Genomic DNA, 8,542 nt, shown 5'->3' with positions numbered 1-8,542 from the left:
TGCGCCGATGGTACTGCACTCGACAGGGTGTGGGAGAGTAGGACACCGCCGAACACCCGTTCCGAAAGGGGACCCACTCGTTTGGGTCCCCTTTCGTGTTTTCATGAGAGGATTTTTCTGTGTCCGACGGCAACGGTGAACGTCGGTCCTTCAGGAGTGGAGGATCCACTCCGTGGTCGGGCCGCAAGAAGGAGCGCGACGAACGCGCCGACGACAGTCGTGGTGAGCGTGCACCGCGCGACCGCGACGAACGCGGGCGCGGCGACGAGCGCCGGCAGGGCGGCTACGGAACCGGCGGACGTTCGTCCAGCCGTGACGACGACCGTCGTCCCCAGCGCGGTGACGATCGTCGTCCCCAGCACGGCGACGACCGCCGCTCCTACCAGGGCGGAGACCGCCGCGATCGCGGCCGCGACGACGCCCGTTCCGATCGCGGCGACCGTCCCTACCGGGAACGCTCCGGAGGCGACGATCGCCCCCGTCGCAGCGAGGATCGTCCGGGTCGCAGCGACGACCGCGGTCGGCAGTACGGCGACCGTCCCCGCGGCGAGCGCAGCTACGGCAATCGCGACGACCGTCGCGGTAGTGACCAGCGGGGTGGCGACCAGCGTGGTAGCGGCGACAGCCGGGGCTACACCGGTGACCGCCGAGGACCCCGGTCCGGCGACCCCCGCAGCGAGGGTGCGCCCCGCCGTCGCGGTGGTGAAGGTGGATTCGGGCCGTCCCGTGGGCGCGAAGGCATCGCGCCGCAGCGCCGCGACGCACGTCCGGACGAACCCGATCTGCCCGACGACGTCGAGGCGTCCGAGCTCGATCCGACCATTCGCCGCGACCTGCTGAGCCTGGACAAGTCGAACGCGAACAGCGTCGCCCGGCATCTGGTGATGGCCGGTCGGCTGCTCGACGACGATCCCCGTGCCGCGCTCTCCCATGCCCGTGCCGCCCGTCAGCGCGCCGGCCGCATCGCCGTCGTCCGCGAGGCCGCCGGCATCACCGCGTATCACGCCGGTGAGTGGGCCGAGGCGCTGTCCGAACTCCGTGCAGCGCGCCGCATGTCCGGTGGTACGGGACTGCTCGCCGTGATGGCCGATTGCGAACGTGGCCTCGGCCGTCCCGAGAAGGCACTCGAGCTGGGACGCGGCGACGATGCACGCAAGCTGACCGGCGACGACGCCGCCGAGTTGCGCATCGTCCTCGCCGGTGCCCGCATGGACCTCGGTCAGTACGACCAGGCTGTCGTCACATTGCAGACGCCCGACCTCGATCCGGACCGGACCGGCACGCCTGCAGCCCGCCTCTTCTATGCCTACGCCGACGCCCTCGTGGCCGCCGGACGGACCGAAGAAGGCCTGCAGTGGTTCCTGCACTCCGCAGCCGCGGACATCGAAGGCGTCACCGACGCCGAGGAGCGGGTGGAGGAGCTCACCGGAGAGACGCCGTGATCGACGGCACCGAGCCGGCCACAGGCATCGCCTCCGGCGACACGCTGCGTCGCATCTACGACGTCCTGCTGCTGGACCTCGACGGCACCGTCTACCGGGGCGCCGAACCCGTCCCGGGTGCCCGGGAGGCGCTGGCGGCCGGTGACGACACCGTTCTGTACGTCACGAACAACGCCAGCCGCCGGCCTTCGGAGGTCGCGTTGCACCTGCGGGAACTCGGCTTTCCGGCCGAGGATTCGTCCGTGGTGACGAGCTCGCAGTCCGCCGCGCGCCTGCTCGCCGAGCGGTTCCCGGCCGGCGCGCCGGTGCTCGTCGTCGGAACCGATGCCCTCGCCGAGGAGGTGGCCGGTGTCGGTCTCACCCCGGTCCGGTCGGCGGACACGCGTCCGGTGGCCGTGGTGCAGGGGCATTCTCCGGATACCGGATGGGCGATCCTCGCGGAGGCGACGCTCGCCGTCCGTGCCGGTGCCCTGTGGGTGGCCACGAACGTCGACTCGACCCTGCCCACCGAACGCGGGCTCGTCCTCGGCAACGGGTCGATGGTCGCGGCGGTGCGAAACGCCACCGGCGCGATCCCGATCGTGGCGGGTAAACCTGCTGCTCCGCTTCTCGAGGACGCGATCCGTCGCGGAGGCGCCCGACGTCCCCTCGTGGTCGGCGACCGGCTGGACACCGACATCGAAGGTGCCAACGCCGTGGGTGCGGATTCCCTGCTCGTGCTGACCGGGGTGAGCACCGTCGACGATCTACTGCGGGCCTCGGCCGAACAGCGCCCGACCTATGTCGCGGCCTCACTCGCGAGCCTCGATCAGCCCGCCGATCTGCTTCGCGTCGCCCCGCACACCTCGTGGGACGTCAGGGTCGACGGAGGTGATCTTCACCTCGCTGCCGCGCAATCGGCGGCCGATCCGATGGAGGCGCTGCGGGGTCTTCTCGACATCGCCTGGGCCAACCCCGGTTTCGGGCAGGTCCGGCCGCTGGACGCGCATGCGCGCTCCGTCGTGGACGCGTGGGCGGCGACGGTCTGATCCGCACCGGAGTGTGTGGTGCGGTCGCACACATCGACTAGCGTGGACGGCGATGAGCACGCCGATTCCACGTCCGGGCGAACACCTTCCCGGCACGCGCCCCACCGTCGATCCCGCACGCGTCCGCGAAGAGGTCGACGCGTTGCTGACCCGTGTGCGGGAGGGCGCACCCGCCGCCGACGCCGCGAGCACCGACCAGTCCGTGTTGCTCGAACAGGCCGAGATGCTCGAACGTGCCCACGAGGTTCTCGTGCAGGCCTTGTCGACCGTGGACAAGATCTGACGTGGCACGCCGGGCACGCGTCGACGCGGAACTGGTACGGCGGGGTCTGGCGCGCTCACGTGAGCACGCCAGCGAACTGATCGCCGCAGGTCGGGTGCTGATAGCGGGCACCGTGGCCTCCAAGCCGGCGACCGCCGTCGAACCGAACACCCCGCTGATCGTCACCGAGGTGAGCGACGAGGTCTCCTGGGCGTCCCGTGGCGCTCACAAGCTCCTCGGTGCTCTCGAGGCGTTCACGCCGGAGGGGCTGCAGGTGGCGGGGCGCCGCTGTCTCGACGCCGGCGCGTCGACCGGTGGTTTCACCGATGTGCTGCTGCACGAGGGTGCCGCGGAGGTCGTCGCGGTGGACGTCGGGTACGGCCAGCTGGTCTGGCGGCTGCAGTCCGACGAGCGTGTCCATGTGATCGATCGAACAAACGTGCGTAGCATCGACGCCGAGACGATCGGCGGACGCGTCGACCTGGTGGTCGCCGACCTGTCGTTCATCTCCCTGAACCTGGTGTTGCCGGCGTTCGTGGCCTGCGTCGCCCCGGGCGGCGACCTGCTGCCGATGGTCAAACCCCAGTTCGAGGTGGGGAAGGACCGAGTCGGCAGTGGCGGCGTTGTGCGCGACCCGGCGTTGCGCACCGAGGCGGTGCTCGACGTCGCGCGCGAAGCGCAGCGGCAGGGCCTGCGGACCCTCGGAGCGGTGGCGAGCCCGCTGCCCGGGCCGTCCGGGAACGTCGAGTACTTCCTGTGGCTGCGGGCCGGAGAACCGGGGCCGGAAGAGCTCGACCCGGCGGTGATCGAATTGATCGAGCGTGCGGTGCAGGAAGGACCACAGTGAGCGAAGAGACCGTCGCGACCGATGCGGCGCGATCGGGCCGGGAGATCCTGCTGGTCTCCCATTCGGGGCGCGACGAGATCGCCGGCACCGCGCTGAGGGTCGCCAAGATCCTCGGTGAGGCCGGCATCGGCCTGCGCACCCTCGACGACGAGGCCGTGAGCAACGGACTCGGTGTCCTCGCCCTGCCGGGCAGCTTCATCAGCGTTGTCGAACCCGGCCCGGAAGCGGCCGCCGGCTGCGAGATGGTGATCGTCCTCGGCGGCGACGGCAGCTTCCTGCGGGCCGCCGAACTCGCGCAGTATTCGGCGGTGCCGGTCCTCGGAATCAACCTCGGCCGGATCGGCTTCCTCGCCGAGGCCGAGGCCGAACACCTCGAAGAAGCTCTCGTGCAGGTGGTACGCCGCGAATACCGCGTCGAACAGCGCATGACCCTCGACGTGACCGTGCGCATGGACGACGAGGTCCTCGACCGCGGCTGGGCGTTGAACGAGGCCAGTCTCGAGAACAAGTCGCGGCTCGGGGTGCTCGAGGTGGTTCTCGAGGTCGACGGCCGTCCCGTCTCCTCCTTCGGCTGCGACGGCGTTCTCGTCGCCTCCCCGACTGGATCGACGGCCTACGCCTTCTCGGCCGGCGGACCGATCGTGTGGCCCGAACTCGAAGCGCTGCTGGTGATCCCGAGCAACGCGCACGCGTTGTTCGCGCGCCCGCTGGTGACCAGCCCCGAGTCGATCATCGCCGTCGAGACCCTCGCCGGTGGGCACGACGGGGTGGTCTTCTGCGACGGCCGCCGAATCCTGGACGTCCCGGCCGGTGCGCGGCTCGAAGTCGTGCGAGGATGCGATCCGGTCCGCTGGGTGCGGCTGGATTCGGCACCGTTCGCCGATCGGATGGTGCGCAAGTTCGAACTTCCGGTGAAGGGCTGGCGGGGAAGGAAACTCTGATGCTCGCAGAGATCCGGATCGACAACCTGGGTGTGATCTCCGAGGCGTACGCACGCTTCCACGGGGGTCTGACAGTGCTCACCGGCGAGACCGGTGCCGGTAAGACGATGGTCGTGACGAGCCTGCACCTGCTCTCCGGGGTGCGCGCCGACCCGTCCCGGGTGCGGGTCGGAGCGAGCCGTGCCGTGGTGGAGGGGCGCTTCGAGATCGAACCGGCGCCCAGCCACATCGAACGGCAGATCGCCGAACTGCTCGAGGCCACCGGCGCCCAGCGCGACGAGGACGGCAGCATCATCGCCGTGCGCACCGTCGGCAGCGACGGCCGCTCCCGCGCCCATCTCGGCGGGCGCAGTGTGCCGGTGGGGGTGCTGTCGGACTTCACCGGCCCGCTGCTGACCGTGCACGGGCAGAACGACCAGCTGCGGCTGCTGCGCCCCGACGAACAGCGCGCCGCGCTCGACCGGTTCGGGGGCAAGACCGTCGCCGGTCTGCTCGAGCGTTACCGCACGCGGCGGCGGCGCTGGCTCGAGGCCCGAGCCGAGCTGCAGGAACGCACCGAGCGGTCACGCGAACTCGCGCAGGAGGCCGACCGATTGCACTTCGGGCTCGACGAGATCGACCGCGCCGCACCCGAACCGGGGGAGGACACCCGCATCGTCGACGAGGTGCGGCGCCTGTCCGATCTCGACTCGCTGCGCGAGGCGGCCACCGTCGCGCACGACGCCCTCGCGGGCGACGACAACGGCGATGCCGACGCGTACTCTGCGGCGCTCGACCTGCTCGGCGAGGCCCGCGCCCGGCTCGAAGGCAGCGACGATCCCGCTCTGCGTGAGCTCGGCCCCCGCCTCGGTGAAGCGATCGCGGTGGTCACCGACGTCACCGCCGACATCTCCGGTTATCTGTCCGACCTGCCGTCCGACCCGAGCGCTCTCGAGACGCTCCTCAACCGGCAGGCGGAACTGAAGAACCTCACCCGTAAGTACGCCGCCGACATCGACGGAGTGCTCGAATGGGCCCGCGAGGCCCGCGAGCGCCTGTCCGGTCTGGATGTCTCCGCCGAGGCCATCGACAAGCTTGCCGCCGAGGTCGAGGCCGAAGCGGCCGCCACCGCCGAAGCCGCCACCGCTCTGTCGACGGCACGGCACAAGGTCGCCGGCAAGCTGGCGAAGGCCGTGAGCAAGGAACTGTCGGGTCTCGCGATGGGGCGCGCCGTCCTCGACGTGCACATCGCCGACCGCGCGGCGACCGCGAGCGACACGGCACCGTTGCAGGTCGGCGACCGGCTGCTGCACGCCGGCGAATCGGGGATCGACGAGGTGGAGTTCCGGCTCGCCCCGCACAGCGACGCCCCGGCCCGCCCGCTCGCCCGCAGCGCTTCCGGCGGTGAGCTCTCCCGCGTCATGCTCGCCCTCGAAGTGGTGCTCGCCGGCTCCGAGCGCGGCGCCACCATGGTTTTCGACGAGGTCGACGCCGGGGTCGGTGGCCGCGCCGCCGTCGAGATCGGTCGGCGTCTCGCACGCCTGTCGCGCACCCATCAGGTCATCGTGGTCACGCACCTGCCGCAGGTCGCGGCGTTCGCCGACACCCACCTCGTCGTCGACAAGGTCGACGACCGGGCCGGGGTGATCAGCAGCGGGGTGCGTACCCTCGGCGAGGAGGAGCGGGTCACCGAACTGGCCCGCATGCTCGCCGGGCTCGACGACACCGAAACCGGGCGTGCGCACGCCGAAGAGTTGCTCGCCGTCGCCCACGCCGAGCGCACCGGCTGAACCGCCGGAGCGCCGGGTCGATGTTCACACGCCTCCCGGCGCGCCTCCACAACCTCACTCGTATACCGGCGCATCATCTCTTCCATGAAGATGCCGGCGCTGCTGTCCCGTAACAACGAAACGTTGCCCGGAGTGAGTGGCATTGCCCGGGTCGACAGGAACACCGCGAAGCTGCTGCGCCGGATCGGTCCCTGCGACGTGGTCGTCCTCGACGCCGTCGACCTCGATCGCGTCACCGCCGACGCGCTCGTCGAGGCGGGTGTCACCGCGGTGATCAACGCGTCCCCGTCGATCTCGGGCCGGTACCCGAATCTCGGCCCCGAAGTGATCGTCGCGCACGACATCGTGCTGGTGGACAACGTCGGCACCGAGGTCTTCAAGAAGATCAAGGACGGTGCGAAGGTCCGGGTGCACGAAGGCGGGGTGTACGCGGGGGAGAAGCTGCTCATCGAGGGCGACGAGCAGACCGACATCGAGATCTCCGACCGCATGATCGAGGCCCGGACCGGGCTCGTCGACCACCTCGAGGCGTTCTCGGGCAACACCATCGAGTTCATCCGCTCGGAGAGCCCGCTGCTCATCGACGGCGTCGGTATCCCCGACATCGACCTCGACCTGCGCGACCGGCACGTGGTCGTCGTCTCCGACGGTCCCGGGCACGTGCAGGACCTCAAGGACCTCAAGCCGTTCATCAAGGAGTACTCGCCGATCCTGGTGGGTGTCGGTCCCGGCGCCGACAGCCTCACCAAGGCGGGCTACCGTCCCGACCTGATCGTCGGGGATCCCGACGAGATCGGTACCTCCACCCTCAAGTCCGGAGCCGAAGTGGTGCTGCCCGCCGACCCGGACGGCCACGCCCGGGGCCTCGAGCGCATTCAGGATCTCGGCATCGGCGCGATGACCTTCCCTGCCGTCGGCACCCCCACCGACCTGGCGTTGCTGCTCGTCGAGCATCACGGCGCGGCGCTGGTGGTGACCGTCGGCAGCACCGTCTCGCTCGACGAATTCTTCGACCACGGTCGCCGCGACACGAATCCGTCGGCGGTGATGACCCGCCTGAAGGTCGGCCCGAAACTCGTCGATGCGAAGGCCGTGGCCACCCTCTATCGCAGCCGGGTCTCGGGTGGGGTGATCGCCCTGCTCGTCTTCGCGGCCCTGATCGCCGTGATCGCCGCGCTCGCGGTGTCCAACCTCGGGGGCGACGTGGTCGAACTCGCCCGGCAGTGGTGGGAGAACGCCGTCGAGTGGATTCGGGGTCTGCGCGCGTGATCTCGATGCGCCATCACGTCGTTTCCCTGGTGGCGGTGTTCCTGGCCCTGGCGGTCGGGATCGTGCTCGGCTCCGGGCTGCTGGCCGACAGCGTCGTCACCGGCCTGCGTGACGACAAGGCGGAGCTGCGCCGGGAGGTCCAGCAGGCCGAGGACCACAGCAGCCGGCTCGAGGCGCAACTGCTCGCCGGCGACGGTTTCGACTCCACCGTCGGCCCGCGCATCGTGCGCGACGAGCTCCTCGGCCGCACGATCCTCCTGGTGACCACCCCGGACGCCGCACCCGAGGACGTCGACGCCGTGGTCCGGGTTGTCGGCGATGCGGGGGGCCGGGTCACCGCCCGGATCGCGCTGACCGATTCGTTCGTCGACGCGACCGGAACCGATCAACTCCGCACCACCGTCACCAACGTCGTGCCCGCCGGGGTGGAACTGCAGACCGGCGCCGTCGATCCGGGCAGCCTCGCCGGGGATCTGCTCGGCGCGGTGCTGCTCGTCGACCCGGCCACCGGCGGGCCGCGGAGCACCCCGGAGGAACGCGCCCTGGCGCTCACCACGTTGCGCAGCGGCGGTTTCGTCACCTACGAGGACGACCGGATCGACCCGGCCCAGAGCGCGCTCGTCGTCACCGGCGACCACAGCGGCAACGCCGAACGCGGCGGTAACCGCGGGTCGCTGATCGCCCGGTTCGCCGGGGTCGTCGACGGCCGCGGCGCCGGCGCGGTCCTTGCAGGCCGCACCGGGGCAGCGGAGGGCAACGGACCCATCGCGGTGGTGCGGGCCGATGCCGCGCTCGCCGCGGGCCTGTCCACGGTGGACAACCTCGACCGCGAATCGGGGCGCCTGACGACGGTCCTCGCGTTGCGCGAGCAGTTCGACGGCGGCAGCGGCCGGTACGGGACCGGTCCGAGCGCGACCGCCGTCACGGTCGGTTCCCCGGCTCGCTGAGCGTCGCCGCGGCCGTCCCGATCCGGGACGGGCCTGT

Annotated in this window: 7 protein-coding genes and 1 pseudogene; all 8 read left to right on the top strand. The window is 70.9% G+C overall.

Annotated features, from left to right (window positions below; all coding sequences use genetic code 11):
• Window positions 1–662: 662 nt before the first annotated feature.
• A pseudogene (locus EQ874_RS23335) lies at window positions 663–1,442 on the top strand (hypothetical protein); the annotation flags it as partial.
• Complete coding sequence (locus EQ874_RS22635) at window positions 1,439–2,470, top strand: HAD-IIA family hydrolase (RefSeq protein ID WP_207213614.1); 1,032 nt, start codon at window positions 1,439–1,441, stop codon at window positions 2,468–2,470. The pseudogene EQ874_RS23335 and the gene EQ874_RS22635, both read left to right, overlap by 4 nt.
• A 52-nt stretch (window positions 2,471–2,522) precedes the next feature.
• Window positions 2,523–2,753 (top strand): hypothetical protein, encoded by a 231-nt coding sequence (locus EQ874_RS22630; protein WP_016934149.1) that lies wholly within the window; start codon window positions 2,523–2,525, stop codon window positions 2,751–2,753.
• Window position 2,754: 1 nt separating this feature from the next.
• Window positions 2,755–3,579, top strand: a complete 825-nt coding sequence (locus EQ874_RS22625; protein ID WP_016934150.1) for a TlyA family RNA methyltransferase — start codon at window positions 2,755–2,757, stop codon at window positions 3,577–3,579.
• On the top strand, window positions 3,576–4,520 hold the full coding sequence (locus EQ874_RS22620; protein ID WP_016934151.1) for an NAD kinase: 945 nt from the start codon (window positions 3,576–3,578) through the stop codon (window positions 4,518–4,520). The genes EQ874_RS22625 and EQ874_RS22620 overlap by 4 nt, the downstream gene beginning before the upstream one ends.
• Window positions 4,520–6,289 carry a DNA repair protein RecN gene (recN, locus tag EQ874_RS22615; RefSeq protein ID WP_016934152.1) on the top strand — a complete coding sequence of 590 codons (1,770 nt, stop codon included), beginning with the start codon at window positions 4,520–4,522 and terminating at the stop codon, window positions 6,287–6,289. Before EQ874_RS22620 ends, recN begins: the two co-directional genes overlap by 1 nt.
• Window positions 6,290–6,373: 84 nt before the next feature.
• Window positions 6,374–7,558 carry a putative cytokinetic ring protein SteA gene (gene steA, locus EQ874_RS22610; RefSeq protein ID WP_129978256.1) on the top strand — a complete coding sequence of 395 codons (1,185 nt, stop codon included), beginning with the start codon at window positions 6,374–6,376 and terminating at the stop codon, window positions 7,556–7,558.
• Window positions 7,555–8,505, top strand: a complete 951-nt coding sequence (locus tag EQ874_RS22605; protein WP_064065459.1) for a copper transporter — start codon at window positions 7,555–7,557, stop codon at window positions 8,503–8,505. Before steA ends, EQ874_RS22605 begins: the two co-directional genes overlap by 4 nt.
• Window positions 8,506–8,542 lie beyond the last annotated feature (37 nt).

Origin of the sequence: Rhodococcus sp. Q1 (assembly GCF_004153645.1) — a bacterium.
Lineage (GTDB): Bacteria > Actinomycetota > Actinomycetes > Mycobacteriales > Mycobacteriaceae > Rhodococcus > Rhodococcus gordoniae.
The sequence above is the reverse complement of the archived record's forward strand: the minus strand, read 5'-3'. Positions and strand labels throughout refer to the sequence as shown.